The organism is Marinobacterium sp. NO-S09, assembly GCF_059179545.1.
In genome coordinates, this window is the sequence record NZ_CP168954.1 from 4,097,857 (window position 1) to 4,124,488 (window position 26,632).

Here is a 26,632-nt window from a genome sequence, read left to right on the forward strand (position 1 = left end):
GTTTCGGACAGGATGGCCAGAAATGCGCTTTATACTGTTAGTTTGCCGGTAGATGACCTGTATTCAGCCCCGAGCCGTGTTATTTGGTTATACTGATGCTTTAACGTTCTAACTTAATATATTCAGGGGATTTTCGTGGCTCCAATACCCCATTACCTGCGCGCCCTGCCCAAACTGCACCTTTATCTACTGGCAGGCGTTCTGGCCGTTATCACCCTGGCAGCTATGTTTCTGCCGGAAGAGCAATCAACCCCCAGTCCCAACCTTCCCCCGCTTGCAGTAAACGAAGTCGACGATTCCACTAATGACACACCTGCTCGGGATGATATTGAACGGGTCAGCCTGCCGTTGTCATTATCTGATCCAGACAAGGCCACACGACCTGAAGACAATTCGGGAGCCGCCAACACTGACGTGCCCGTCGAACCGACTCAAACAGATAACGTCAGCTCCCCTGCCACTATTCCCGAAGCGGTTGAAAACTGGACAGAATACACTGTCCGTTCCGGCGATAACCTCACCACACTTTTCAAACGCGCAGGTCTGGGGCCTCGTGATGTATACCAGGTATCACAGGCAGCCAGCAGCCAGGATGCCCTCAAATACCTGAAGCCGGGGCAAACCCTGGCTTTTCTCATTGAAGGCGGGGAACTGCGTAAACTGAAACATGTGCGCAGCCGCCTGCAAAGCACTTTGATAGAACGCACACCCGACGGATATGTCATCAGTGAACAGGAACGTACCCCTGAAGCTCAAAGCGCCTATGCGGAAGCCGACATCCGTCGCTCACTGTTCCTTGATGCGGCTGATGCCGGACTACCTCAGCGCACCATCATGCAATTGGCGCAGATTTTTGGCTGGGACATCGATTTTGCGCTGGATATCCGGGAAGGCGACCACTTCCGGGTACTCTACGAACAGGATTATCTCGATGGCGAACCCCTGAACAGCACGCGCATTCTGGCCGCTCAATTCATGAACCGCGGCAACACTTACACGGCAATCCGCTTTACCGACAGCCAGGGAAACAGCAATTACTTCAGCCCTGACGGACACAGCATGCGCAAGGCGTTCCTGCGTTCACCGGTCGATTTCCGTCGTATCAGCTCCCGCTTCAAGCCCGAACGCTACCATCCGGTGCTGGGTCGTAAACGCCCCCACCGTGGCGTTGACTATGCCGCTGCTACAGGCACGCCCATCAAGGCTGCCGGTGACGGCAAAGTAATCTGGCGTGGCACCAAGGGTGGCTACGGTCGCACCGTTATCCTGCAACACGGTGGCAACATCACCACACTCTACGCACATATGAGCCGATACCAGAAAGGTGTCAGCAACGGCACGCGCGTAAAACAGGGCCAGACTATCGGCTATGTCGGCGCTTCCGGCCTGGCCACCGGCCCTCACCTGCATTATGAGTTCCGCAGCAACGGCGTTCACCGTAACCCGCTCACCGTCGACCTCCCGGCCGCCGACCCTGTACCGGCCAATGAACGCGATGCCTTTCTGGCTGAAGCCAACCGGCTGGTCGCCGAACTGGAACGCCACTCCGACACTCGCCTGGCCATGAACGATGAGAGCGGCCAGCCATGAGCCAGTACTATATTGGCTTAATGTCAGGCACAAGCCTGGACAGCGTGGACACCGTTCTGGTGCGTTTCGAGCCGGAATTCGAGTTACTGGCCTGGCATGAGCACTCCTTGCCGGAACCCCAGCGCCAATCGATTCTGCAACTGACGCAACCCGGTGATAACGAGATTGAGCATCTGGGGTTGCTGGACCGCCAGCTTGGAGAACTGTTTGCAGACGCCGTGAACACACTGCTGGAGCGCTCAGGCACCGACGCGGCTGACATCATTGCCATCGGCAGCCATGGGCAAACCATCCGCCACCGTCCCGAAAAGGGGTTCAGTCTGCAGATTGGCGACCCTGCCAGTATTGCCGAGCACACAGGCATCACAACCCTGGCCGATTTCCGCCGCCGCGACCTGGCTGCCGGAGGACAGGGCGCCCCGCTGGTTCCACCTTTCCATGAGCACCTGTTTCGCAGTCACAAGCAGGATCGCGTGCTGGTTAATCTCGGCGGCATGGCCAATATCACCCTGCTTCCGGCCGACCCACAGCAGGATGTCAGTGGCTATGATACCGGTCCGGGCAATGTGCTTATGGATACCTGGATTCAGCGCCACCAGGGCAAGGCGTTTGATCGCCATGGCAACTGGGCCAGAAGCGGCCAGGTGATGGAAGAGCTTTTGGACGTCATGCTGAGCGACGCCTACTTTCACCAGCCACCGCCCAAAAGCACAGGACGGGAAACGTTCAATTCCGAATGGCTGGAGCGAGCAATCAGCTGCCTTGCAGAAGCGCCCAAGGCCGAGGATGTACAGGCAACACTGTTGGAGCTGACGGCCCGTTCATTGGCAGACGCCATACAAACCCACAGCCTGCACCAGCCCGAGCTCTACCTTTGCGGCGGCGGCAGCCATAACCAGGGATTGCAGCAACGTCTGCAACAGCTGTTACCTGACAGCCAAATCAGTACTACTGAAGCACTGGGGCTGCACCCTGATTGGATGGAAGCGACCGCTTTTGCCTGGTTTGCCATGCGGACGTTGAACCGAAAAACGGCCAGCAAGGCCAGCGTCACCGGCGCACGTGGCGATCGCATACTGGGAGCCATTCATCTGCCTTGAGCAGATGAACAACTTCCCAGGCAATAGGTAAACAGAGGCATTCTCTCCCGCAACGCAGGTCAAGCAATCATATCGGTTGTGATTGATGTTTGCCCCACCAGCTCAAGGTAATCATCGAGCGCCTGCTGCGTATTGTTCTTGAACTCGCCGGAATCACTGAAGCGTGCCAACACGTCTCCACGATCCCAGCGACCATCTTCAAGATTTCCGACCCAATATCGCAACCCCTCCTCATCAGGTTCGCGCTCCAGTACATGATTGTACAGTTTGCTGACGTACCCCTGATCATCAGCGTCGGCATACAGCGTTTTGAACTCACCACTATCGATGAACCGGTCGATGATCTGCTCAAAATTCAATTCGTGATCCAGTCGATCGGCCCAATATTTGAAACCAGCCTCATCAGGATCCCGATCAAAAACAGCCCGATATAGTCGGTACACGGCACCATCTTCGCTATAGGCTTCAGCCGCATCTTCGACTTCCACTCGGCTGCCATCGGACCGCTTGGCATAGACCGCCTCAGCTTCGTCAGATGCACTCAGGCTGGAGTGGTAAAACTCGATTTCATGACGCTCGCCTTCAAACATGACGACACTGCCATCTTTCTGATAGAAGCCATCATCTTCAAGCTCATAAATCACCCCGTCACGTACCAGGTAAAGATCATCGTCAATACGGTATTCCGCATTCTGACTGAGGTCGAAGGAGTATTCATTTTCGTCTTCCCGCTCAAACAGCTGGCCATCAATATATACATCCGAGGAGGGGATACCCGACTGACTGCCATTCAGCTGCGTTTCGCTGGAGGTTTCGACATAGCTGCCATTGCCCAGATGGGTATATACCTTCGTTTCGGTGTAGCCATGCTCAACTTCAACTTCGATGACGTTATCACCCTGCAGGGTGTAAGTAGTATTGGCATCAATCTGTTCGCGCTCCCAGAAGCCATCGTCCCATTCAAACACAGCGACCACCTGGTTGTTCTGGATCTCGAACCGCATCAAGTCATCGCCGTACCCGGAGCCGTTGCTATCTTCCTCGCTGCCTGAAGAGCTGTCATCAATCACCTGTGACTGGCTGGAGGTTTCAATGTAAGTACCGTCTTCCCGTGCGGTATAGACGGTCGTTTCCGTAACCCCATGCTCCACTTCCGTCTCGATGACGTTGTCACCCTCAACGCTGTAAGTTGTGTTGGCATCCGGACTCTCAAGCTCCCAGACACCATCGTCATATTCGTAAACCGCAATTACTTCGTTGTTCTGAATATCAAATTTCATCACGTCTGAACCGGACATACTTCCCCCTCACTTACGCCTTGTTTGCGACTTCAATTACGGATGTGAACTCATGGAAGCAGCCTCACCGAACCATCACCTGTGAAGTTGAGAAACACCCATAGAGCTATCAGGCACACAATGCACGAACAAGTTAAATTGAAACTTAAAACAACATGTCCCGTAGCATGAAGCAGAAGTAAGCTTCAGGACCGGATTCAGTATAGAAGGGAGGGAGCAAGGAAGCGCAACTCGGGTCAGCAGGCACCAGAAACGCAAAAACCCCGCAAGCATTAATGCCTACGGGGCTTTTAATCAATCGTCAGGGCCTTACAGCCTTAGCTGCTATCCCGAGACAGGATCAGATCGAGAAGGACGAACCGCAGCCGCAAGTCGTGGTCGCATTGGGGTTGTTGATCACGAACTGAGAGCCTTGCAGGCCCTCCTTGTAATCAACCTCCGAGCCGGCCAGGTACTGGTAGCTCATCGGGTCCACTACCAGCGTTACACCGTCACGCTCAACCGCTGCATCATCGTCCGCCATGTTTTCATCGAACGTGAAGCCATAAGAGAAGCCCGCACAACCGCCACCGGTGATGTACACACGCAGTTTCAGCTTGTCGTTCTGCTCTTCTTCCAGCAATGATTTGACCTTGTTGGCCGCCGCATTGGTAAATACCAGGTCGGCCGCTTGTGCAGTATCGCTCATAGTTACACTAAACCCTCTTAGATACGGCGCATTCTGCCTAAACCGACTAATTCAGTCAAGTATTGGCAGATCAGGGCATCAGTGCAACCTGTTCCAGGCCCGCTGTTTCCGGCAGGTCAAACATGATGTTCATGATCTGAATCGCCTGGCCAGACGCGCCTTTCATCAGGTTATCGATGGCTGACAAAACGACCACCGTATCTTCGCCCTGAGGCTGGTGTACGCTGATGCGGCACATGTTGGAACCTTTGACACTACGTGTTTCCGGGTGGGCGCCGGCAGGCATCACATCCACGAAAGGTTCATCACGATAGAAGTCTTCAAACAGGGTCTGCAGGTCCGGGCCGACCGGGTCTTTCAGAACCGAGTACAGGGTCGCGTGAATACCACGAATCATCGGCATCAAGTGCGGACTGAAGGTCAACCCTACCGGACGACCAGCCATATCGCTCAGTCCCTGCTTGATCTCCGGCAGATGACGGTGACCCGGCACGCCGTAGGCTTTAACGCTTTCACTGGCTTCTGCCAGCAAAGTGCCGACATTGGCACCACGGCCAGCACCGGTAACACCGGATTTACAATCGGCAATCAAGCGACGGTGGTCAATCAGGCCTGCTTTCAACAGCGGCTGATAACCCAGCTGCACCGCGGTGGGATAGCAGCCGGCACAACCGATCATCTGACCTTCACGGATGGCATCACGGTTCAGCTCGGGCAAGCCGTATACCGCTTTTTCCACCAGATCCGGACAGGTGTGCTCCAGGTTGTACCATTTTTCCCACAGCGGAATATCCTTGATGCGGAAATCAGCACCCAGATCGATCACTTTAACGCCACGATCAATCAGTTCGGGAGACATGCTCATGGCCACACCGTGCGGTGTCGCGAAGAACACCACATCACAGGCTGCCAGACGGTCTACATCCGGTACCGTGAAAGCAAGATCCAGATGGCCTCGCAGGTTCGGGAACATGTCCGCCACCTTGACGCCCTCCTCTGAGCGCGAGGTAATCACTTCCACCTGCGCCTGGGGGTGGTTTGCCAAAAGACGCAACAATTCAACACCGGTGTAGCCGGTGCCTCCGACGATACCTACCTTGACCACATCAACCTCTCATCAGTACGTAAAAACTGTTAGGGTATAGTACTTAGCTGCACAGCAGATGACCATGATCCTCTGAACGAATCATCATGCCACACCAACTGCTCTCACTGGAACACTTCCGCCATCGACTGGCTCATGCCGATGCCCTGCCGCAACTGGTCATACTGGGCATTCTCTCCGGCCTGGCTGCCGGCGGTCTGATCAGCCTGTTCAGATCAGCCGACACCCTGCTGCAGGCCTGGCTGCTGAGCGGCGGTGCCGAACGCTTTGAAGAGCTGCCCGATGTATACCGGCTGCTACTGCCCGTGGCCGGCAGCCTTCTATTGATTGCCCTGTTTGCCTGTATTCCGCCCCAGGCCCGAGCGGTCGGTATTGTGCACCTGCTAGAGAGACTGAGTAACCATCAGGGCCGCCTGCCTGCCTTTAACCTGTTGATTCAATGGCTGGCCGCCGTTATTGCGCTGGCCAGCGGCCACTCGGTGGGCCGAGAAGGCCCGGCCGTTCATCTAGGGGCCGGGGCCGGCAGCTGGCTGGGACAGAAACTGAACCTGCCCAATAATTCCTTACGCCTGCTGGTTGGCTGCGGCGCAGCGGCAGGTATTGCCGCCACCTTCAACACCCCCCTGGCCGGCGTGATTTTCGCCATGGAAATTATCCTGCTGGAGTACACCATGGTCGGCTTCCTGCCCGTCATGGTCGCGGCGCTGGTGGGGGATGTGGTGTCGCGTGCCTTGATCGGCGAGGCCATCGTCTTCACGGCACCCGATCTGGCCATTGGCGAACTGACACAGTTGCCGCTGGTTGCCCTGCTGGGCCTTCTGTGCGGATTGCTGGCGGCCGGCTTCCACCTGCTGCAGATGCAGACATTTCGTTTGCTGCACTGGCACTTCTCCATCCGCTTTCTGCTGGCCGGTTTGCTGACAGGGCTGGTCGCACTCTACTGGCCGGAAGTCATGGGTGGCGGCTATGACACCATTGAATCCCTGTTCCATGAGCCCGCCCCCATTCTGTTTCTGTGCGGCCTGTTGATCGCCAAGTGCCTGCTGACACCGGTGGTGATAGGCTTGGGGATTCCGGCGGGCCTGATCGGTCCGACCCTGTTTATCGGCGCCGTTGCCGGTGCCCTCTTGGGTGCGGTCGACAGTCTGTTGACCGGTACTGCCCACACCGGCATGTACGCTATGATCGGCATGGGCGCGATGATGGCCGCTTTGCTCAACGCGCCCCTGGCTGCCTTGCTGGCCATGCTGGAACTGACCCAAAATGCCGGTATCGTGCTGCCTGGCATGCTGGCACTATTAATTGCCAGCCTGACCACCCGCTACGGGTTCAAACTGCCCTCCATTTTCCATGCATCCCTGCTGCGCCAGGGACTTGATGTACGCCAGGCACCTTTGGCGCAAATTCTCTCCCGTGCCGCCGTCGGCAGCTTGATGCGACGAGATATTTGCCAGGCCTCCAGCGACATCCACTTGAGTACTGCACGCACACTACTGGAAGCCGCCCCCTACCGCATTCTGGTGGAAAGCGACAAACGTCATTTTCTGTTGCCGCCAGCGGACCTGCGACATTACATCGACAGTCTGCCGGATCAGGCACCGGATGACTTGAATATCAACCTGCTGTCGATCCCGGCACACCGTATCGACACCAGTTACCTGCTCTATCGTGCCACCCTCAAGGAGGCCCTGGATTTGCTGCGCGAAAAGGAACTGGAATCGCTGGTTGTGGTCAGCAACCAGGAAGAGCCGATGGGCATGATCAGCCGTCAGCAGATTGAAGAGTACTATCACCAGAAACAGAGTCTTTCATGACCCGATTACACGGCCTTTATGGCCTTACCGACGCCGGCCTGATGCCGACAGATGACGCTATGCTGGAACAGGTAGAAGCCGCCTTGCGTGGTGGCATGCGCCTGCTGCAATACCGCGACAAGTCCATAGATGGGGCCAAACGCCTGCGCCAGGCCTTGGCGTTACGAGACCTGTGCCACCAATACGACTGTCCGCTGCTGATCAACGATGATGTCAAACTGGCCCGCGCATCTCAGGCGGATGGCGTCCACCTGGGCCAGGGCGATGGCAGCGTTGCCGGCGCCCGTGATTACCTGGGCAGCAAGGCGCTGATCGGCCAGACCTGCCACGACAGCCTCGACCTGGCACGCAACGCCATTGCCGCCGGCGCCGACCATGTCGCTTTCGGCGCGTTCTTCCCGTCGAACACCAAGCCCGGCGCCAGCCCGGCACCACTGAGCCTGCTGCAGGCAGCGAAAACAGAATTCCAGGTTCCGGTGGTGGCGATTGGCGGGATCAGCGTGGATAATGCGAGCCAGGTAATCGAAGCCGGTGCCGACCTTGTCGCCGTCGTGCATGCCCTCTTTGCTGCCGATGATGTAGAGCAACAGGCACACCGCTTCACGCAACAGTTTACGACGGTATAACCCACTTATTTACAGTTAATAGGAAGTGTCCCATGTCACGTTCAGAATCCCTGTTTCAGGCCGCACAGGCTCACATCCCGGGTGGCGTAAACTCGCCGGTCCGCGCTTTCAAGGGCGTGGGTGGCACGCCGGTGTTCTTCAAGCGTGGCGAAGGTCCTTTCCTGTTTGACGAAGACGACCGTCAGTACATCGACTATGTCGGCTCCTGGGGCCCAATGCTGCTGGGCCACTCTTATCCGCCGGTCATGAATGCCGTGCGCGAGATGCTGGATAACGGTCTGGGCTTCGGCGCACCGACCGCCATCGAAACCGAGATGGCCGATCTGGTGTGCGAACTGGTGCCGTCCATGGATATGGTGCGTATGGTCAGCTCCGGTACCGAAGCGACCATGAGTGCCATTCGCCTGGCCCGCGGCTTTACCGGCCGCGACAAGATCGTCAAGTTTGAGGGCTGCTACCACGGCCACTCCGACTCCCTGCTGGTGAAAGCCGGCTCCGGTGCCCTGACTCTGGGTGAACCCAACTCTCCGGGGGTTCCTGCCGCACTGGCCGAACACACCATTACCCTGACGTACAACGATATCGACAACGTGCGCAAAGCCTTTGCCGAAATTGGCGACCAGGTTGCCTGCATCATTGTTGAGCCGGTTGCCGGCAACATGAACTGCATCCCGCCCAAGGAAGGTTTCCTGGAGTGCCTGCGCGAAGTCTGTGACCAGCACGGCAGCGTACTGATTTTTGATGAAGTCATGACCGGCTTCCGTGTCGCACTGGGCGGTGCCCAGGAGCTGTACGGCATCAAACCTGACCTGACCACTCTGGGTAAGGTTATCGGTGGTGGCCTGCCGGTTGGCGCCTTCGGCGGCAAACGTGAAATCATGGAACACATCGCGCCGCTGGGCCCGGTGTATCAGGCCGGCACTCTGTCCGGAAACCCGCTGGCCATGTCCGCCGGACTGGCCATGCTGACCGCGCTCAAGCAGGAAGGCATTCATGAAGCTCTGGCCGCCAAGGCGGAATACCTGACTCAGGGTCTGGAAGCCATGGCTGCACGTCACGCCATCGCCTTCACTACCAGCTGCGTTGGCGGCATGTTCGGTCTGTTCTTTACCGATCAGGACAGCGTTACCAGCTTCGCCGAAGCCACCGCCTGCGATGCCGAGCTGTTCGGCAGGTTCTTCCACGGCATGCTGGACGAAGGCGTCTACCTGGCGCCGTCCGCGTTTGAAGCCGGCTTCGTCTCCAACGCCCACACCGAAGCGGAGCTGGATGCGACCCTGGCGGCCGCTGACCGTGTATTTGCCAAACTGGCCGCTTAAGCAATGCTGGGAAGTAGCCTGATTCTGGTTGCTGCTCTCGCCAGTGCCGTGCTGCTGTTTCGCCGCAGCGAGGCGCTGGCCGAAGCACCTCAGTCGCAACTTCAGGTGAGTAGCCTGAGCCTGGTATTTATCGCCCTGGCGGCTATGGGTCAGCTGTTACTGACACCCGATAATCAGGATGTCGCCACACTGCAGCGACTGCTGGGCAACCTGGCCCTGTACGCGGGACTGCCCCTGCTGGTGACAGCGGTGTTGGCATTATCGATGGGCTGGTTCTGGTCTAAAGCAGGCTGGGGCCGCTGGCTGCTGGCTCTGTTTGCCCTGTTTGAACTGCTGCGTCGCATGGGACTGGGAGAAAGCTACACTCTCTGGCTCAGCGTGGCTTTGGCAGCAGCCCTGTTGGTTGCCGCATTCAAACTGCCCGTACTGACAGGCCGGATTGCACTGGCGCTGGCAGCCCCACTGATACTGCTGGGTATCAGTGCCGGCACGCTCATGACGGCAACACCTCCGGCACTGCTGCCACCGCTGGCACAAGCCGCAGGGCTGGGACTCATCAGCTTCGCATTGCTGCAGCACACCGGCAAGCGCCAGCCTGAACAAACAGGCTGACGCCTTTCAGGGTGTCAGTAAGCGGCGGCCTTGTCGCGCGCTTCCTTGGCACCCTGAGCATTTCCCCCTTCCTGACGAATCTCGGCAATCAACTGCCACAACCGCTTGAGCGCACCGGACTGGCCGGCGGCAACGCTGACACCTTTCAGCGCCACCTGCTCTGCCTGCAGGAACTGCCCCTGGCGACGCTGCACATCGGCCAGCTGGATATACACTTCCGGGTCACGCGGCGCGATTCGCAGAGCGCGCTCCAGCCGGCTTTGCGCCATGCGCAGATCGCCCTTGCCACTATCGGTACGTGCCGTTTCCAGCAAGGCAATCACGGCCGGGCTCTGTGGCTGGCTGACTACCGGCTGGCTGGACTGAATTTCCACCGGCTGCGAGGCGGCTTCCGGGTCACGCTGTTCACGCACCACAGGTACACGGGTTACCGGTTGTACGGTCACACCGGGGGAGGTTTCGGCCGGCACCACGGTACCCGGCTGGGTCACGGGCTCTTTGGCCGGCTCATAGTCCTGACCGCGATCTTCCACCGGCGCGCGGTAGGGGTTGGGACCGGCACAGCCAGTCACCAGCGCGGCCGCGGCCAGCATCAGACAGATTTTTTTCATCGCATCCTTCTCACATCAGTCAAACCAGTTGCGGAACCAGTCCAGCGAACGTCGAACAGGGTTATCCAGACCACAGTCCACTTTTTCACTGGGCGCCGTGCCCGTCAGGAACGGCAGCTGTCGGGACCCTTCACAGCGACGATCAGATCGAAGACCTGTCGCCTCGTCTATCCATACATACTCAACCCCGGCAGGGCGAGTCGCCAGGAAGGGCTCCGGAGATTCACGCCGCATGAACTCGGTCCACACGCGCAGTGCCCCGCCGGAACCGGTAAAGGGCAGCTGACTGTTGTCATCACGTCCCAACCAGACCACCGCCAGGCGGTTGCCGGCAAAACCGGCAAACCAGCTGTCCCGCTGATCATTGGAGGTGCCTGTCTTGCCACCCACATTGAGGTTATCCGGCAATACCGAATACACACTGCGAGCCGTACCCTCACGCGCCACTTCCTGCAGCGCGTACTGTAACAGATGCACCAGCTCGGGTTTTACCTGTTGTTTCAGGGTAAAGGGGTAACGTGACAATTCTTCACCTTCGGCATCAGTTACCCGGCGGATAACTCGCAACGGCATACGGAAACCATTGGCCGCAATGGTCTGATAGACACTGGCCAATTCCAGAGGTGACAACGCCTGAGCCCCTAATAACAGTGACGGATACGCCTTGAGATCACGCTCGGCACCCAGGCGGTGGAGCATGTCGATGACATTATCCAGACCAACGTTCATTCCCAAACGCGCCGTGGACTGGTTATAGGACAGCGCCAGCGAACGGTGCAGCGGGATCACGCCATGGCTGCGACGATCAAAGTTCTGCGGCTGCCATACCGAGCCATCCGGCATTTTTACACTCAGCGGCTCATCTTCCAGCGCCGTTGCCAGGGTATAGCCCTGCTCCAGTGCAGCCAAATAGATCGCCGGCTTCACCAGTGAACCGATGGGGCGCAAGGCATCCAGAGCGCGGTTAAAACCGGTATAGCGATTATCCCGCCCACCGATCAGCGCCATCACCTCCCCGGTTTGCGGGTCGGTCACCACCATACTGGCTTCCAGCTCCTTGGCCCGCTTGCCGTAGCGTTTCTCAAGGCGGCCAATACCGGTTTCCAGTGCCGCTTCCGCACGGGTCTGCACCATCGGATCCAGTGATGTAAATACACGCAAACCTTCACTGCTCAGATCCTCATCACGGTATTCCTCGCGCAGTTTGCGCTTCACCAGATCCAGATAGGCGGGGAAAGCCCCTTTATGCAAACTGCGCTGTTTCACCACGCCAAGGGTCTGACGACGTGCCTGATCATATTCATCGCGGCTGATATGCCCCTGTTCGAACAACATCTTCAGCACCAGGTTACGGCGCTCCATGGCTCGGTCGGGGTTGCGGCGGGGGTCATACCAGGACGGGCCTTTCACCATGCCGGCCAGCAGGGCCACCTGATGCAGCTCCAGTTCCTGTACCGGCCGGGCAAAGTAATACTGGCTGGCCAGGCCAAAGCCGTGAATGGAGCGACTGCCGGACTGCCCCAGATACACCTCATTCAGATAGGCTTCGAGGATTTCATCCTTGTCATAATGCAGCTCCAGCAACATCGCCATCGGCAGTTCCAACAGCTTGCGGCTCAGCGTGCGGTCGGACGTGAGGTAGAAGTTCTTGATCAGCTGCTGGGTCAGGGTACTGCCGCCCTGCACGAAACGGCCTTCACGGATATTGACCCACATGGCACGGGCAATACCCTTGGGTGACACCCCCCAGTGATCATAGAAAGCCCGATCCTCCACGGTGACCAGCGCCTGCGCCAGATGAAGCGGTGCCTCCTCCAGCTTGATCAGATCGCGATCCTCATTGGATTTGGGGTAGATCCCCCCGATCAGCATGGGCTCCAGTCGTACCAGGGGCAGTGAGCGCCCGTCACTGCTTTTGATCGACTGAAGGCGCCCGCCTGAGAAGGACAGCAGCATATTGCGTGAAGGCTCAACCTCATCCGGAAAATCAAAGCCACGGCTGTAGATACGCGCCCGGCTGCTGGCCCATTCCACCGCCCCGGGTTGATCAGCACGGCGCACAAAACGATAATTAAGCGTCTTGAGTTCCTGCTTCAGCTCATCCATGGCGATGGACTGACCGGGATACAGCTCCAGCGGGCGGGCATAAACCTTGGCCGGGACAGCCCAGCGTTTGCCCTCGAATTTGCTACGCACCTGAGCGTCCAGATACACCAGACCGGCCGCCGCAATAACCGTCAGCACCAGCCCCAGCTTGAACAGCCAGCGCAGGAAACGACCGAGACGAGAAGGTTTGGATTTCTGACGCGAACGGCGTCCTTTGGCGGAAGGTGTTCTCTTTTTACTCATCGGATCAGTATAATCCTATGCCGTCGCCGACAACAGCAGGAACCCCATGTTACCCACATTGATCGAATCCCTGCGCGATCCCGCCTGTTTCCCGCACCCCGTGGAGCAGATAGAGGTGATCGAGACGCACATCTCCTGGATTCTTCTTACCGGTGAATATGCCTACAAGGTCAAGAAACCGGTCAATTTCGGCTTTCTGGACTTCACTACCCTTGCCCAGCGACGACATTGCTGTGAAGAGGAAGTTCGCCTGAACCAACGCCTGGCACCGGATATCTATATTGGTCTGGTGGCCATTGGCGGCAGCACCGAGAAGCCGGAGCTGGATACAGCAGGCGAAGCGATCGAATATGCCGTCAAAATGTATCAGTTTGATCCTGAACTGCGCCTTGACCGCCTGCTGCAGCGTCACCTGTTTGAAGCCCACTGGATCGACCTGCTGGCCGAACAGATTGCCGACTTCCATTCACGTATTCCGATCGTGGCCCAGGATAGTCCTTGGGGTGAACCGGAGACACTCTGGGAAGTCGTGGCCGACAACTATCGCCACATTCATCCCGAGCACCTTGAGGCTGACGACCTGACCCTGCTGCAGCAGTTGTCGACGCACACGGCGCAAAGTTTCCGCAGCCTCAGTGGACTGATCAAGCAGCGCAAGCAGAAAGGCCATGTCCGCGAGTGCCACGGCGATTTGCACCTTGCCAACGTCAACCTGTTCCACGATCACCTGCGCCTGTTCGATTGTATCGAGTTCAATCTGGAATTCCGCTGGATTGACACCATGTCGGACCTGGCCTTCCTGTTGATGGACCTGGAAGCCAACCAGCAGTTCCGCTGGGCCAATCGCTGCCTCAACCTCTACCTGGAGTTGAGCGGCGACTACGAAGCCCTGCCCCTGCTTAACTTCTTCAAGGCCTACCGCTCCATGGTACGCGCCAAGGTCGCCATGCTGGGCGCTGAGCCAGATGTTCCGAGTTGCCGCCAGTACCTCAAGCTGACCGAGCATTACTACCGCGAGCGCAGCCCCGCCATTTTCCTGATGCACGGTGTCAGCGGCAGCGGCAAAAGCTACCTCAGCGAACGCCTGGCCGAAGCCGTAGGCGTGATTCGCATCCGCTCAGACGTGGAGCGCAAACGCATCTATCGTGAGCTGAGTTTGCAGGGGCAGTCGGTAGAACTCTATGGTGCCGAGATGAACAGTCGCACCTTCCAGCACCTGCTGGATACCACCAGACTGATGCTCAAAGCCGGATACTCGGTGGTAGTGGATGCCACCTTTATTCAGCAACGCACCCGCAACGCCTACTTAGAACTGGCCAAAAACCTCGACCTGCCGCTGCGTATCATCAGCTGTCATTGCGAGCAGAGTCTGATTGAGGCGCGTCTGAAGCGCCGTCAGGAAGAGGGTCGCGATCCGTCAGATGCGGATGTTGCAGTGATGCGTGAACAGATGAACATGATGCAGCCACTGACCAGCGATGAGCAGTTGCTCTCATTGCAGGTTGATACCCGTGATGACGAGGCCATCGAGCAGTTGATGGCACACCTGCGTGCACAGCGCCTGCTGGGAGATGGTGATGACTGAGATCTATGTCTGCCAGCTGGATGCGCTGGACCCGGTGGAAGGCCGTGGATTTGATCTGGACGACGGCACGGCCGTCCTGTTATTCCAGCGTGATGGCGAAGTCATCGCCTGGCGCAACAGCTGCCCTCACCGTGGCATCCGTCTGGAGTGGCAGCCGGACCAGTTCCTCGACTACGAGAAGCAGTTTATCCAATGTGCCACCCACGGCGCGCTGTTCGGCGTCAAGGATGGCACCTGTATTGCCGGACCCTGCCCCGGTGAGCAGCTGGAACCTCTGAGCTGCATCATCAGGGACGGGGCTGTTTACCTTAGCCGCGATTGATCCGGGCGCGCAGACGCTCCAGCGCCAGCTCGATACGATCCATACCCGTAGTGTAGGCAAAGCGGATAAAACGCTCAGGGTGGTTACAGCCAAAGTCTGCCCCGGGCGTCACCGCCAACAGGTCGTCCTCCAACAGCGACCAGCAGAACGCAAAGCTGTCATCGGTCAGATGGGAAGCATCGGCGTACACGTAGAAAGCCCCCTCCGGCATCAACGGAATGCCAAAGCCCAGTTCACGCAAACCTTCCACCAGACGGTCCCGGCGCAGCGCAAAGGCTTCACGGCGCTGCTCCAGCAACGCCAGTGTGTCCGGCTCGAAAGCCGCCAGCGCCGCATGCTGTGACAGGGTAGCCGGTGAAATAAACAGGTTCTGGGCGATTTTTTCCATCTCCGCCACTTCATCCGGCTGCGCCACCAACCAGCCAAGGCGCCAACCGGTCATGCCGAAATATTTGGAGAAGCTGTTCAGCACAATGGCATCCGGCGCCACGGACAGTACCGTTTCGGCATCAAACCCATAGGTCAGACCGTGGTAGATCTCGTCCACAATCAGACGCCCCTGCAGGCGCGCAACCGTTTCGGCAATCGCAGCCAGCTGTTCGGAAGGCACCACCGAGCCTGTCGGGTTGGAGGGTGAAGCCAGCAACACACCGGCAGTATCCGGCTGCCAGTGCTCTTCGATCAGCTCCGGTGTCAGCTGATAATTGGTCTCCGGCCCCACCGGCACCAGCTGACCGCGTGATTCCAGCAAACGCAGGAACTGACGGTTACAGGGGTAGCCGGGATCGGCCAGCATGAAGCGGCTGCCCGGTGCCGCCAGCAGAGAGAAAGCCAACAGGAGTGCGCCGGAAGCCCCCGCCGTCACCAGCACATGCTCGGGCGCCAGGTCGACGCCGTAACGCTGCTGATAAAAACCGGCAATGGCTTCACGCAGCGGCATGATGCCGCCCGCCGGGGTATAGCGGGTCTGACCTGCTTCCAGCGCGGCATGCGCCGCCTGTACGATAGGCGCGGCAGTCGGAAAGTCCGGTTCCCCCGCCTCCATGTGCACCACATCCATACCGGCACTATCCAGTTCCGCCGCCCGTTTCAACAGATCCATTACCTTGAAGGAATCAATCTCGCGCGCACGCTCGGTCCAGCCCCTTGTCATTTCCATCTCCTGGCAGGTTGTTTCAGCGCCAGTATATCGACATTGGTCGAAACTGTACCCACCCCGCCGCTGTCCAACATCAATCGAGATGGCAAAATGCCAAAGCGGGTCTAGCCTAAAGGGTGGGGTTCTGGTACTTTCACCCGCTTTCAATGCACCAGTGTTCCTTATCAGGGGCGCCGGACCCGAGGCAGTCGGGCTTCGACTGGTCTGGACCCCCAATGACGTGAGGCTGCGCCAAATGCCTAAAACAACTGATACACAGTTCATGCACTTTGAACCTTACCCGCTGGATACCGGCGAGGAGTACATGAACGAAGCGCAGAAAGAGCATTTCCGCAAAATCCTGCTGGGATGGAAACGCGAGCTGATGGAAGAGGTCGACAGCACCATCACCCATCTCAAAGAGGAAGCTTCCAACTTTGCCGATCCCAGTGACCGTGCAAGCCAGGAAGAAGAATTCAGCCTCGAACTGCGCACCCGTGACCGTGAACGCAAGCTGATCCGCAAGATCGACGAAGCGCTCGAAAGCATCGATGAAGATGACTACGGCTTCTGCGAAGCCTGTGGTGTAGAGATCGGCATCCGCCGTCTGGAAGCACGTCCCACTGCTACCCTCTGCATCGACTGCAAGACCCTGGCCGAAATCAAGGAAAAGCAGATCGGTCGCTAAGACCGGCCGGGGCGTGCAAACGCCCCTCTGCTCTCCCGCCTCGTGCAACCTGTCGGACGTTTCGCGCCTTCGCCAACCGGTCCTCTTCATTTCGGCTCGCTGCTGGCAGCACTGGCCAGCTATCTCGATATTCGCGCCCGCAAGGGTCGCTGGCTGGTTCGTATCGAAGACCTGGACCCACCCCGGGAACAACCCGGCGCTTCCACGCATATCCTGAAAACGCTTGAAGCCTTCGGCCTGTGTTGGGACGGTAGCGTCGTCTATCAAAGCCAGCGCCACACTCTCTATCAGGAAGCACTGGGACAATTACGCCAGCTGAACCTCACCTACCCCTGTAACTGCAGTCGCAAGCAGCTGCGCACCCGTGGCGCCCAGGGCTATGATGGTTACTGCCTGCAACATCCGCCAGCATCACTGGACAACTGCGCCTTCCGGGTAACACACCCCGAAGGGGCACAGTTTTTTGAAGACCGTATCCAGGGACGACGTGAATATCAGTGGCAGGGGCACCAGGGCGACTTTGTGATTTTTCGCCGCGACGGCCTCTTTGCCTACCAGTTGGCTGTAGTAGTAGACGATGCGGAACAGGGCATCACCGATATCCTGCGCGGCAGCGACCTGATAGACGAGACACCGCATCAATTGTTGCTGCAGTCTCATCTGGGCTATGCCCAACCGAGCTATGCGCATATTCCGGTAATCACCAACTCCGAAGGCCAAAAGCTGAGCAAACAGAATCTGGCACCGGCGATTGCCGGCCACGAACGCCAACACCTGCTCTTAAGGGCCCTGAGGCTACTGGGACAGACCCCTCCGGCGGAGCTGGAAGCTGCCACCACCGAGGAACTCTTGCAATGGGCCATCGCACACTGGCACATTGCCAGGGTACCGGCTGTGCTCAGCCTGCCACAGGGAGAGGAATGAAATGCACCGACACCGCCTGCTGTTGCTGGTTGCACTGGGCACCTTGCTGCTATTTCCCGGCCTGATGGACTGGTGGCTGTTTGGCAACCATCATTGGCTGACACCTTTTATTATCTGGGGCCTGTTGATCGCCCTGGTCGCACTGGCTGAATGGCGCCAACGTCACCATGAACTTTGAACTCTCGGCTTTATTAGTACTGGGCTGCGGCTACCTGCTGACCCTGTTCGGGGTCGCCTGGCTGACGGAACGCCGTTTGCTGCCCGACCGTCTGACCCGCCATCCGGCCGTACACGTACTGGCTCTGTGCGTATTTGCCAGCGCCTGGACCTTCTATGGCATTTTTGGCCTGGCCCACAATGCCGGCTTTGCCTATCTATCGTCCTATCTAGGTGCGTCGGCCGCATTCCTGCTGGCACCGGTTGTACTGATACCGATTATGCGTATCACCCGGCGGCACCAGCTAAGTTCGCTGGCCGACCTGTTTTCCTTCCGTTTCCGCAGCGGCAGGGTGGGGACACTCACCACCCTGCTGACACTGTTTATCAGTCTGCCGCTGATCTCGATTCAGATTCAGGCACTGGCCGACTCCCTGCCCATGCTCAACCCACAGGTATCTTCGTCGCATGCAGCGGCGGTGTTCTGTGTGGTCATCGCCCTGTTCAGCATCCTGTTCGGCGCCCGCCACGCCTCATTGCGCAACAGTCATAACGGCCTGGTATTTGCTATCGCTCTGGCGTCGCTGATCAAACTGGTCGCTCTGGTGGCCATTGCGGTTTATGCCCTCTTCTTTGTATTGGGCGGCCCCGCCGAATTAGCTGACTGGTTACAGAGCAATCCCGCACAATTGGAAACGCTGCAACAACAGCAACAAAGCGATCACTGGCAGGTTCTGCTGCTGGCCTTTTTTGCCTGTGCCTTTGTCATGCCCCACATGTTCCAGATCGCCTTTACCGAGAACCTGCCACCGGAAAGCCTGTATCGCGCCAGCTGGGGTGTGCCACTGTTTCTACTGGTGCTGGCACTGGCGGTACTGCCGATTCTGTGGGCAGCCGTCAAAACCCAGGCGCTGATCAACCCGGAATACCTGGTGCTTCAGCTGGGACAGGCGCTGGAACTGCCCTGGCTCAGTACCCTTGCGTTCATTGGCGGGCTATCCGCCGCCAGCGGCATTATCATCGTCGCCACCGTCGCCCTGGCTTCCATGTTGCAGAACCACGTAGTGCTGCCGCTGGTTCGCGTGCCCAATAATGTGCGCTTTTATGCCTGGCTGCTGTGGATTCGTCGCCTGATTATTCTCGGTCTGGTGCTGGGCAGTTATCTGTTCTTCCAGTTCATTGGCCACCGCTTCAGTCTCAACCAGCTGGGCCTGCTGGCCTTTATCGGTTTTCTCCAGTTCCTGCCCGGCGTACTGGCCACGCTGTATTGGCCACGCGCCAGCCGCAATGGCTTCCTGCTTGGCCTGACTGCAGGCTTTGTTGTCTGGGCACAGGGCCTGCTGCTGCCGATGATGGGGTTGAGTTTGCTGGGGGATACCCCCGAAAGCCCATTGGCAGGTGATAGCCATAGCGCTGCCTTGCTGTCATTAACGGCCAATATTGCCATGCTGGTGTTGGGCTCGCTGATTTTTCCCGGCAGCCGCCAGGAACGTGCCGCCGCCGATGCCTGCATGCTGAACGCCCTGCCCGGCCCCACCGAACGCCAGATCCGGGTCGAAAGCGACAATGATTTTATTGTCCGCCTGAGTCCACGCCTGGGAGATAAGCCGGCTCGACGCGAGGTACGCCGTGCCTTGCGAGAATTGCAGTTGCCAGCAGGACAGCTAAAGCCTCTGGACACCCTGCGCCTGCGTACCCAACTGGAGCAGAACCTGTCAGGCCTGCTGGGCCCGGTAGAAGCCGCTACCCTGTTGCAGCCGCTGGATGAAAGCCTGGATTCGGGCTTCAAGGCCCGCAATGTACACCTGCTGGAGCAGCAACTGGAAACCTACGACCAGCGTCTGTCAGGTCTGGCGGCAGAGCTGGATCAGCTAAGGCGCTATCATCGCGCTACCCTGCAACGCCTGCCGATTGGGGCCTGCACAATCGACGCCCAGCATCGCATCCTGTTCTGGAATGCCGAGATGGAACAATACACGGGCCTGAGCACCGAGGCGGCACTGGGCATCGACTTGGCACAGCTGCCTGCACCCTGGGATGAGTTATTAAATGACTTTGCTGATGCCAGCGAACTGCATCTGGAGGGCAAGGAAATTGAACTCCAGGGTGCACAGCGCTGGTTCAGCCTGCACAAGGCACCTCTGGATGACGCCCCCGATCCGGGCATGGTACTGCTGATCGAAGACGAGACTCAGACCCAGCTACTGGCACGCAAGCTGGCTCACAGTGAACGCCTGGCCTCCATCGGTCGCTTTGCCGCGGGCGTTGCTCACGAGATCGGCAATCCGGTCACCGGCATCGCCTGCCTGGCCCAGAACCTGAAACTGGAAACCGAAGAGCCCGAGATTCTGGCCACCGGCGACCAGATTGTGGACCAAACCCGCCGCATTACCCGCATCGTACAGTCACTGGTGCGCTTCGCCCATACCGGGCGGCAGGAAGGCCCCGAGCACTTTGAGCCGGTCAACCTGCACGATTGCCTGGCTGAAGCCATTCACCTGGTGTCGCTGGACCGCCGCGGCCGCCAACAGCAATTCCATAACCGCGTGCAGGCCGACCTGCTGATCCCCGGTGACCTTCAACTGCTGTTGCAGGTATTCGTTAACCTGCTCAACAACGCCAGCGATGCCTCCGAGGAGAACGGCCAGATCCACATCGAGGCGGATTTGAATACCCATAGTGTGCGTGTGCTGATCACCGATGAAGGCTCCGGGATACCACCAGAACTGCAAGGACAGCTGTTTGAACCCTTCTTTACCACCAAGGAGCCGGGCAAAGGAACAGGGTTGGGTCTACCTTTGGTCTACAACATCATTACCCAGCACTATGGTAATATCGAAATCTTGAGTCCGGCCAACAAGAAACAGAACAAAGGCACACGGGTTGTTATCACCTTACCCCGGCTGCAGAGCGACAACCTTGCTCAGCAGGCACCGGCGGCAGATGAGGAAGGTTTGTCCGGATGAATCGAATTCTGATTGTCGAAGACGAAAATATTATTCGCTCGGCGTTAAAACGACTGCTGGAAAAAAACGGCTATGACATCAGCGATGCCGAATCCGTCAGTGACGCCACCGAACGTTTCAGTCTGGACAACTTTGACCTGATCATTTCCGACTTGCGTCTACCCGGCGCACCCGGCACCGACCTGATCGGTATGGCCAGCAATGTACCTGTCCTGATCATGACCAGCTATGCCAGCCTTAAATCCGCCGTGGACGCCATGAAGCTGGGCGCTGTGGATTATATTGCCAAGCCGTTCGACCATGACGAGATGCTCAAGACAGTGGCAGCGATTCTGCAGCAGAAAGAGATTGCCGATGCCGATCCGTCTGCACCACCTCCTGCTGACAGCGGGGATGGCAAGACCCAGATCATCGGCTCCTGCCGTGCCATGCAGGAACTGGATCGCCGCATCCAGAAGGTCGCACGTACTGATGCTACTGTTTTAATTCTGGGCGAGTCCGGTACCGGCAAGGAGCTCGCCGCCCGCGCCATTCATGAACAAAGCGGCCGTGCCAACAAGCCGATGGTGTGCGTCAACTGTGCCGCCATTCCTGAAACACTGATCGAATCCGAACTCTTTGGTCACGAGAAAGGTGCCTTTACCGGCGCAACCAGTGCCCGCAGCGGTCTGATTGAGGCGGCTGACGGCGGTACCCTGTTCCTGGACGAGATTGGCGAATTGCCCCTGGAAGCCCAGGCCCGCCTGCTGCGTTTTCTGCAGGAAGGTGAAATTCGCCGCGTGGGTGCCGTCCAGCCGGTTACCGTGGATGTACGCCTGATTGCCGCCACCCACCGTGACCTGAAAAACCGGGCCCGCAATGGCGAGTTTCGTGAAGACCTTTATTACCGTCTTTATGTCATGGAACTGCGCATGCCACCCCTGCGCGACCGTGAGGCCGATATTCTGGAACTGGCCCGCGCATTTCTGGCCAAGCAGGGCGAAAAGCTGGGCTGCGAGCAATTGAGTTTCACGCCGGATGCTCTTGAGCTGATGCGCCGCTACCCCTGGCCCGGCAATGTCCGTGAGCTGGAAAATGCCATCGAGCGTGCGGTCATTCTGGCAGAATGCGACCGCATTACTCCCGACCTGCTCGGTATAGAAGTGGAGCCACAGAGCCTGTCTGAGCTGGAAGCGCACTATACGCCTCAGCCTGAGGTCCAGGCTCCGCGCGAACAGTCGCGCACTGATCTGTCTCTGGATGATTATTTTCAGCGCTTTGTGCTGGAGAACCAGGACACCATGAGTGAAACCGAGCTGGCCAAGACGCTGGGTATCAGCCGTAAAAGTCTGTGGGAACGCCGCCAGAAACTTGGCATCCCACGCAAGCCCAAGGGCTAAGATTGGCCCCGAGTGTGCGGGTGGGGGTAACACTCCCACAGCTTGTTACCTTACTACCCAGGCGCAGCACAAAAGTCGTAGATTTAGGTAACACTCTTGTGCGTTTTTAGGCCAAAAGGACTAGACCAAAAAACCGATATCCTTTAAAAACAGATAGTTACAAAAGTTGGCACGTGCCATGCTTTATATGAAGTAGAACAACAACAACGACACCCAAAAATCTGGTCATCAATAAAAATAAAAATAGATCAGGTGGATGAGTGACTTGCCTCGAATAAAAATAACAATGAGGCTTAGTCGGTCGTAGAAGTGACAAGCAGCGCTCCCCAAACAGTGCTCTTAGGAACAAAAACAACAAGCTAAGTTTTACGTTGTCACTTCGCGACCGACACCCCCCAATCTCCCCCTCCTGCCCTGTTTCAAATTTCATACCCCAATTGAACGACCTTATGCGAGCACCGACCCAGGTGGTATGATGCGTCATCCGTGACCAGTTAAAGACAGGGACACAACATTACTCATGTCGAACACCGTTGTAATTTCGATCGCGTTGCTGGCTGCAGCCGTGATCATCGTGCTGTTGCTGCGCCGCACCAAAAAGGCCGACAGCAACCCAGCTGCTGCTGAACAGCCTGCCGCCGATTCCGCCATTCAGGAAGACGAAGTCCTGCCATTGGGCACACGTCGTGTCATCCCGGAAAGCGAGCATCAGATCCCTCGCCGTCGCCTGGACGATAACGCCATGAAGGTTGTGTATCGCCTGGAAGACGCCGGCTACGAAGGCTATCTGGTCGGCGGCTGTATCCGCGACCTGCTGATGCAGAAGCAACCCAAGGACTTTGATATTGCTACCTCTGCGCACCCGGAACAGGCTGTAGAACTGTTTCGCCGTGGCCGCTTGATCGGCCGACGCTTCAAGTTGCTGCATGTGCGTTTTGGGCGTGAAATTATTGAAGTAGCCACCTTCCGTGCCTCGCACAACCATGACATGGCAGGCAAGGACAATGCCCGCACCGCCGATACCGGCATGATTGTGCGGGATAATGTCTATGGCACCATCGAAGAAGATGCACTGCGCCGTGACTTTACCGTCAATGCACTCTACTACGACGCCAAGGACCACAGCCTGATCGATTTTGCCAACGGCTATCGTGATATTCAGGACCGTTGCCTGCGCATGATCGGTGATGCCTCCGAGCGCTACCGCGAAGACCCCGTCCGCATGATCCGTGCCGCCCGCTTCGCGGCCAAACTCGGCTTTGAAATTGAACCCGACACGGCCCGCCCCATTCACGAACTGGCACCACTGATGCGCAATGTCGCCCCTGCCCGCCTGTTTGATGAAGTCCTCAAGCTGCTGCAAAGCGGCCATGGCGAAGCGTCCTTTCGCCAGCTGAGACGCTTCGGTCTGTTCCAGTACCTGTTCCCGCTCACCGACGAAGCCCTGGATGATGAAGACTATCCGGTCGAAACGTTGGTGGTGAACGCGCTGTGTAATACCGACCGCCGCCTGGCCCAGGGCAAAAGCGTCACACCTGCCTTCCTGTTTGCAGCTCTGCTCTGGTACCCGCTGCAACGCCGCATGCAGGAACTGGAAGATGAAACCGATCTGCCGCCGGTGCCGCGCCTGCATGAAGCCGCGAACCAGGTACTGGCAGAACAGGTGAAACACACCGCCATTCCGCGCCGCTTCTCCACACCGGTACGTGAGATTTGGGAACTTCAGTTGCGCCTGCCGCGCCGTCATGGCAAGAAAGCCGATCAGTTAATGGAGCAGCCGCGCTTCCGGGCTGCCTACGATCTGTTGCTGCTGCGTGAAAACAGCGGCGAAGACCTGGATGGCCTGAGCCAATGGTGGACCGACTACCAGGCGGCCAATCCCGTTTCGCGTCGCGAGATGACGCCTCAGGAGCGGGATGAAGGCCCTCGTCGCAAACGCCGTCGCCGTCCGCGCCGCCGCAAGCCTGCGGCTGACAATGCGCCGAAACAGGACGACTGATTCATGCGTGCTTTTATAGGACTGGGCAGCAATCTGGACAACCCCTTGCGGCAGGTTCAGGATGCGCTAAAAGAGCTGCAGCAGCTGCCACAGACCGAACTGATTGCCCAGTCATCGGTATATCGCTCCGACCCCGTAGGCCCGGCCGGACAACCGGACTACATCAATGCGGTTGCGGCACTGGAAACCGAACTGGCACCCGAGCCGCTGCTGGATGCCCTGCAGGCCATTGAGCAGGCACATCAGCGGGTACGCAAGATCCACTGGGGGCCACGCACCCTGGATCTGGATATCCTGCTGTACAACAACCAGGTAATCGAGACCGAACGCCTCATCGTGCCTCATGCCTGGATGCTGGGACGTAACTTTGTGCTCTGGCCTTTGGCCGAGATCGCACCGGAGCTGAAGCTCCCGGATGGTTCCGCACTGCAACAACATCTGGACCTTTGTCCTCTGGGCACACTGGAAAAGATATCGCTATAATCGCGCAAGCCGAGCTGATCGGCATCTCAACGATAAAAAAGAGAAGGCTATGAGTAACATCACGCTGCATACCCTCAGCGCCCGTAAACAGGCGGGTGAAAAATTTGCCGTCCTGACCGCGTACGACGCAACTTTCGCGCACCAGGTCAGCAGCGCCGGAATCGAGATGATCCTCGTGGGCGACTCCCTCGGCATGGTACTGCAGGGACAGGACAGCACCCTGCCCGTCTCCGTTGAAGAGATGGCCTACCACACCGCCTGCGTTGCCCGCGGCAACCAGGGCGCCATGATCATGGCCGACCTGCCTTTCATGAGCTATGCCACACCGGAACAGGCAATGGACAGCGCAGCTGCCCTGATGCAGGCTGGTGCCCAGATTGTCAAACTGGAAGGCGATGCCTGGCTGTGCGAAAGCGTCAGCCTGCTGGCCGAACGCGGCGTGCCCGTCTGTGCCCACCTGGGTCTGACCCCGCAAGCCGTTAACAAGCTGGGTGGCTATCGTGTCCAGGGCCGTGACAAGCACAGTGCCCTTAAAATGCTGGAAGATGCCAAAGCGCTGGAAGATGCCGGCGCCAGCATGCTGTTACTGGAATGCGTGCCTTCATTGCTGGCCGAAGAGATCACCCGCAATGTGGATATTCCGGTAATTGGTATTGGTGCCGGTCCGCATACCGATGCACAGGTACTGGTGATGCACGATATGCTCGGTATTACCGCCGGCCGCACACCCAAGTTCGTAAAGAACTTCATGGCCGACGCCGACAGCATTCAGGATGCCCTGCAACAGTATGGTGATCAGGTTCGCGACGGCCGTTTCCCGGCCGAGGAACACGGATTCGATTAATCATGCAGACGTTACATACCATCAAGGAGCTGCGCGCCGCTGTTGCGCAGCACCGCAGTGCCGGCAAGCGCATCGCGCTGGTCCCGACCATGGGCAACCTGCATCAGGGCCACCTGAAGCTGGTTGAAACTGCCCTGCAGCAGGCTGATATTGTCATCACCAGTATCTTCGTCAACCCGCTGCAGTTTGGCGCCAACGAAGATCTGGACAGCTATCCGCGCACCCTGGAGCAGGACCAGCAGCAGCTGCAGAAAGTTGGCTGTCATCTGGTCTTCGCGCCCTCGGTATCGGAAGTTTACCCTGACAGCCAGGAACAACAGACGCTGGTTGAAGTCCAGGTTCTGTCAGATCTGCACTGCGGCGCCAGCCGTCCGGGTCACTTCCGTGGCGTCACTACCGTCGTGTGCAAGCTGTTCAACATGGTGCAACCGGATATCGCCGTATTCGGCCTCAAGGACTACCAGCAGGTGGCGGTTATCCGCCGCATGGTTGCTGACCTTTGCATGCCGGTGGAGATCTTGGGTGTCGCCACTGTACGGGCCGATACCGGCCTGGCACTGAGCTCGCGCAATGGCTACCTGACCGACGACGAGCTTCGGGTTGCGCCTCTGCTGCAGCAAACATTGCAACAAACTGCAGCCGCTATCCAGAGCGGTGATCGGGGCTTCGCGTCACTGGAAGAATCCGCCCAGGCCGCACTGGAAGCCGCCGGTTTCCGCCGCGACTACTACCGCATTCTCAATCGCCATAGCCTGCAGCCGGCTCAGCCCGGTGACGAACTGGTGATTCTGGCCGCCGCACACCTTGGCAAGGCTCGCCTGATCGACAATATCGAAGTCTGATCAAACACACGCCCTGCCACTTCAGGAGGCCAGCCGTTCCGCTGGCCTCCATTATCCCCAGCCTCTATAGGTCTTATTGACATTCTGCGCCCTGTTCGCGCAGACTCGAAAGGACCCCGCGGCCATTCAGGGCCCGGTCACCTGTGTGCAGTACATGTCATGCAACAGTGCGGTCACGTTCCGGCGCTAGCATG

23 protein-coding genes are annotated in these 26,632 nt (G+C 58.1%); 17 read left to right on the forward strand and 6 right to left on the reverse strand.

Annotated features, from left to right (window positions below; genetic code table 11):
• The first annotated feature begins 135 nt into the window (after nucleotides 1–135).
• Nucleotides 136–1,590: a peptidoglycan DD-metalloendopeptidase family protein gene (locus O3C79_RS18830; RefSeq protein WP_494384332.1), complete on the forward strand. Its 1,455-nt coding sequence runs from the start codon at nucleotides 136–138 to the stop codon at nucleotides 1,588–1,590.
• Entirely contained in the window at nucleotides 1,587–2,690 is a 1,104-nt protein-coding gene (locus O3C79_RS18835; RefSeq protein WP_494384333.1) for an anhydro-N-acetylmuramic acid kinase, read from the forward strand. The genes O3C79_RS18830 and O3C79_RS18835 overlap by 4 nt, the downstream gene beginning before the upstream one ends.
• A 59-nt stretch (nucleotides 2,691–2,749) precedes the next feature.
• Here the strand turns inward: O3C79_RS18835 and O3C79_RS18840 are convergent, their stop codons facing one another.
• The 3 genes from O3C79_RS18840 to argC form a co-directional block, all read right to left on the reverse strand.
• Entirely contained in the window at nucleotides 2,750–3,988 is a 1,239-nt protein-coding gene (locus O3C79_RS18840) for a DUF4214 domain-containing protein (protein ID WP_494384334.1), read from the reverse strand.
• Between the two features lie 340 nt (nucleotides 3,989–4,328).
• Nucleotides 4,329–4,676 carry an iron-sulfur cluster insertion protein ErpA gene (gene erpA, locus O3C79_RS18845; protein ID WP_010322486.1) on the reverse strand — a complete coding sequence of 116 codons (348 nt, stop codon included), beginning with the start codon at nucleotides 4,674–4,676 and terminating at the stop codon, nucleotides 4,329–4,331.
• 70 nt (nucleotides 4,677–4,746) lie between these two features.
• Entirely contained in the window at nucleotides 4,747–5,781 is a 1,035-nt protein-coding gene (argC, locus tag O3C79_RS18850; protein WP_494384335.1) for an N-acetyl-gamma-glutamyl-phosphate reductase, read from the reverse strand.
• An 86-nt stretch (nucleotides 5,782–5,867) separates the two neighbouring features.
• Between argC and O3C79_RS18855 the strand changes: the two genes are divergently transcribed.
• Genes O3C79_RS18855 through O3C79_RS18870 form a run of 4 tightly spaced genes read left to right on the forward strand, consistent with a single transcriptional unit; the run spans nucleotide 5,868 to nucleotide 10,152 of the window.
• A complete protein-coding gene (locus O3C79_RS18855; protein ID WP_494384336.1) occupies nucleotides 5,868–7,595 on the forward strand; it encodes a chloride channel protein in 1,728 nt (575 codons plus the stop codon).
• Nucleotides 7,592–8,221, forward strand: a complete 630-nt coding sequence (thiE, locus tag O3C79_RS18860; RefSeq protein WP_494384337.1) for a thiamine phosphate synthase — start codon at nucleotides 7,592–7,594, stop codon at nucleotides 8,219–8,221. The genes O3C79_RS18855 and thiE overlap by 4 nt, the downstream gene beginning before the upstream one ends.
• Nucleotides 8,222–8,253: 32 nt before the next feature.
• Nucleotides 8,254–9,540, forward strand: a complete 1,287-nt coding sequence (gene hemL, locus O3C79_RS18865; protein ID WP_494384338.1) for a glutamate-1-semialdehyde 2,1-aminomutase — start codon at nucleotides 8,254–8,256, stop codon at nucleotides 9,538–9,540.
• A gap of 3 nt (nucleotides 9,541–9,543) precedes the next feature.
• Entirely contained in the window at nucleotides 9,544–10,152 is a 609-nt protein-coding gene (locus tag O3C79_RS18870) for a hypothetical protein (protein ID WP_010325134.1), read from the forward strand.
• A 14-nt stretch (nucleotides 10,153–10,166) separates the two neighbouring features.
• On the opposite strand, the gene O3C79_RS18875 is transcribed toward O3C79_RS18870, so the two are convergent.
• Both O3C79_RS18875 and mrcB read right to left on the reverse strand, forming a co-directional pair.
• The gene (locus O3C79_RS18875) at nucleotides 10,167–10,763 is read right to left on the reverse strand and encodes a tetratricopeptide repeat protein (RefSeq protein WP_010325135.1); all 597 of its coding nucleotides are present in this window, start codon (nucleotides 10,761–10,763) and stop codon (nucleotides 10,167–10,169) included.
• Nucleotides 10,764–10,778: 15 nt separating this feature from the next.
• Nucleotides 10,779–13,112 carry a penicillin-binding protein 1B gene (gene mrcB, locus O3C79_RS18880; protein WP_494384339.1) on the reverse strand — a complete coding sequence of 778 codons (2,334 nt, stop codon included), beginning with the start codon at nucleotides 13,110–13,112 and terminating at the stop codon, nucleotides 10,779–10,781.
• A gap of 46 nt (nucleotides 13,113–13,158) precedes the next feature.
• On the opposite strand from mrcB, the gene O3C79_RS18885 reads away from it, so the two are divergent.
• Both O3C79_RS18885 and O3C79_RS18890 read left to right on the forward strand, forming a co-directional pair.
• Nucleotides 13,159–14,697 (forward strand): bifunctional aminoglycoside phosphotransferase/ATP-binding protein, encoded by a 1,539-nt coding sequence (locus O3C79_RS18885; protein WP_494384340.1) that lies wholly within the window; start codon nucleotides 13,159–13,161, stop codon nucleotides 14,695–14,697.
• Nucleotides 14,690–15,019: a Rieske (2Fe-2S) protein gene (locus O3C79_RS18890; protein WP_494384341.1), complete on the forward strand. Its 330-nt coding sequence runs from the start codon at nucleotides 14,690–14,692 to the stop codon at nucleotides 15,017–15,019. The genes O3C79_RS18885 and O3C79_RS18890 overlap by 8 nt, the downstream gene beginning before the upstream one ends.
• Here the strand turns inward: O3C79_RS18890 and O3C79_RS18895 are convergent.
• On the reverse strand, nucleotides 15,006–16,172 hold the full coding sequence (locus tag O3C79_RS18895; RefSeq protein ID WP_494384342.1) for a pyridoxal phosphate-dependent aminotransferase: 1,167 nt from the start codon (nucleotides 16,170–16,172) through the stop codon (nucleotides 15,006–15,008). The two genes, O3C79_RS18890 and O3C79_RS18895, sit on opposite strands and share 14 nt — an antisense overlap.
• Before the next feature lie 241 nt (nucleotides 16,173–16,413).
• On the opposite strand from O3C79_RS18895, the gene dksA reads away from it, so the two are divergent.
• From dksA to panC, 9 genes are all read left to right on the forward strand, one after another.
• Nucleotides 16,414–16,845, forward strand: a complete 432-nt coding sequence (gene dksA, locus O3C79_RS18900; RefSeq protein WP_010325140.1) for an RNA polymerase-binding protein DksA — start codon at nucleotides 16,414–16,416, stop codon at nucleotides 16,843–16,845.
• Nucleotides 16,846–16,887: 42 nt separating this feature from the next.
• The gene (gene gluQRS, locus O3C79_RS18905; RefSeq protein ID WP_494384343.1) at nucleotides 16,888–17,769 is read left to right on the forward strand and encodes a tRNA glutamyl-Q(34) synthetase GluQRS; all 882 of its coding nucleotides are present in this window, start codon (nucleotides 16,888–16,890) and stop codon (nucleotides 17,767–17,769) included.
• A 1-nt stretch (nucleotide 17,770) separates the two neighbouring features.
• Nucleotides 17,771–17,947: a hypothetical protein gene (locus O3C79_RS18910; protein WP_494384344.1), complete on the forward strand. Its 177-nt coding sequence runs from the start codon at nucleotides 17,771–17,773 to the stop codon at nucleotides 17,945–17,947.
• Nucleotides 17,937–20,891 (forward strand): ATP-binding protein, encoded by a 2,955-nt coding sequence (locus O3C79_RS18915; RefSeq protein WP_494384345.1) that lies wholly within the window; start codon nucleotides 17,937–17,939, stop codon nucleotides 20,889–20,891. Before O3C79_RS18910 ends, O3C79_RS18915 begins: the two co-directional genes overlap by 11 nt.
• Nucleotides 20,888–22,270 carry a sigma-54-dependent transcriptional regulator gene (locus O3C79_RS18920; RefSeq protein ID WP_010325144.1) on the forward strand — a complete coding sequence of 461 codons (1,383 nt, stop codon included), beginning with the start codon at nucleotides 20,888–20,890 and terminating at the stop codon, nucleotides 22,268–22,270. The genes O3C79_RS18915 and O3C79_RS18920 overlap by 4 nt, the downstream gene beginning before the upstream one ends.
• A gap of 520 nt (nucleotides 22,271–22,790) precedes the next feature.
• Complete coding sequence (gene pcnB, locus O3C79_RS18925) at nucleotides 22,791–24,269, forward strand: polynucleotide adenylyltransferase PcnB (protein WP_494384346.1); 1,479 nt, start codon at nucleotides 22,791–22,793, stop codon at nucleotides 24,267–24,269.
• Between the two features lie 3 nt (nucleotides 24,270–24,272).
• On the forward strand, nucleotides 24,273–24,752 hold the full coding sequence (gene folK, locus O3C79_RS18930) for a 2-amino-4-hydroxy-6-hydroxymethyldihydropteridine diphosphokinase (protein ID WP_494384347.1): 480 nt from the start codon (nucleotides 24,273–24,275) through the stop codon (nucleotides 24,750–24,752).
• Between the two features lie 49 nt (nucleotides 24,753–24,801).
• Entirely contained in the window at nucleotides 24,802–25,596 is a 795-nt protein-coding gene (panB, locus tag O3C79_RS18935; protein WP_494384348.1) for a 3-methyl-2-oxobutanoate hydroxymethyltransferase, read from the forward strand.
• A gap of 2 nt (nucleotides 25,597–25,598) precedes the next feature.
• Nucleotides 25,599–26,438, forward strand: a complete 840-nt coding sequence (gene panC, locus O3C79_RS18940; protein WP_494384349.1) for a pantoate--beta-alanine ligase — start codon at nucleotides 25,599–25,601, stop codon at nucleotides 26,436–26,438.
• Nucleotides 26,439–26,632: the final 194 nt, after the last annotated feature.